The following is a 1427-nucleotide window of genomic DNA, read 5'->3' as shown; positions in this document are numbered from 1 at the left end:
CTAGTAGTACTTCGTTAGGTTCTTGTTCTGGTTCTGCTGGTCTTGAGGGGGCGGCCGCAGGTGGTGCAGGTGCGGGTCCAGCACCTCAGCATGTCTTGGAGTGCGTCGAGGGTCTGGTAGAGGCTCGGGCTGGTGCCTCGACTTTTGGGTCGAGCCTGCGGAGGGTGAGGAAGGCCTGGGCGGCGGTGACGAGGGTGACGTGGTGGTGCCAGCCGCGCCAGGTGCGGCCCTCGAAGTGGTCGAGTCCCAGGCCGTGCTTGAGCTCGCGGTAGTCGTGTTCGATCCGCCAGCGCATCTTCGCCCACCGCACCAGATAAGCGGCTGGTGTGGTGATCGGCAGGTTCGATATCCAGTAGTCCGTCGGGGTGTTCTGGCCGTCCGGCCATTCGACCAGGAGGGTCTGGGTGGGCAGAACGCCGTCCCACCGGTTGCGGCCGCCGCCCGCTTCCTGAGCGGCGGCCAGGGACTGTTTGCCCGCGGGCCGCACCGTCAGCACCGTGAACCGTGAGGTCATCGCGCCTTTGCTGCCCTGCCGCCAGGTCACCTCGGTGAACCGCTCCGTATCCACCTCCGCCGCGAGGGTGGAGACGGCTCGCGGCGGAGTGCGATAGCGGGGAAGGGTGGGCGGCCCGAGCCCGCCATAAGCGGGCTGGTGCGGTTCGACATCCTCTGGGTGAGCGACTTCCTTCCCGTTCAGTGCCAGGACATAGGACAGCTCCCGCTTCTCCAGACCGAGCCGGAACGGGGTGCTGACGCCGTAGCCGGCGTCGGCGACCACGACCCGCGCCTTCACCTGCCACTGGGCGAGTGTGTCCAGGAGGCCCAGTGCAAGACGCCACTTCTCCTGGTGCACCACGTCGTCGGGGACTCCTGCCCTGCGGCATCGGTCCGGCTCGTCCGTCCACTCGCGCGGCAGATACAACTGCCACTCCAACGGGCACGAGTGGGTGTCGGTGGCGGCATGGACACTGACCGCAACCTGGCAGTTCGCCCGTTTGCCGACCGCTCCGCAGTACTGGCGGGCCACCCCGACCGACGCCTTGCCGCACTTGGGAAACGACACATCGTCGATCACCCACACCTCGGGCTTCACCACCTGGACCAACTGCTCGGCGATCCGCCGTCGGACTGGCGTCCACTCCCACGGGGACTGGCTGACGAACTGCTGCAAAGCCTGCATATTGCCGTCTGGCAGCCGCTCGGCCATCGGCTGGATGGACTTGCGCCGGCCGTCCAGCATCAGCCCCCGCAGATAGCAGTCGCCCCACCGCCGCTGATCTTTGCGCGGCAACGAGGCGAACGCATCCTCCACGAAGAGCCCCAACCCAGCCCGTAATCGGTTCACTTCATGCGTATCCACACACCCAACATGCTCTTGATCAGCGATAACGCATAGAGCTAACGAAGTACTACTAGTGTCCTGCGCC

Annotated in this window: 1 protein-coding gene; it reads right to left on the bottom strand. The window is 66.2% G+C overall.

Going from position 1 to position 1427, the window contains the following annotated elements:
• Positions 1-85: 85 nt before the first annotated feature.
• Positions 86-1360: an IS701 family transposase gene (locus ACIGXX_RS44070; RefSeq protein ID WP_399984890.1), complete on the bottom strand. Its 1275-nt coding sequence runs from the start codon at positions 1358-1360 to the stop codon at positions 86-88.
• Between the last annotated feature and the right edge of the window lie 67 nt (positions 1361-1427).

It is taken from the genome of Streptomyces sp. NPDC055243 (genome assembly GCF_044544025.1).
Classification (GTDB): domain Bacteria; phylum Actinomycetota; class Actinomycetes; order Streptomycetales; family Streptomycetaceae; genus Streptomyces.
This window is presented reverse-complemented; position numbering and strand designations above follow the sequence as displayed.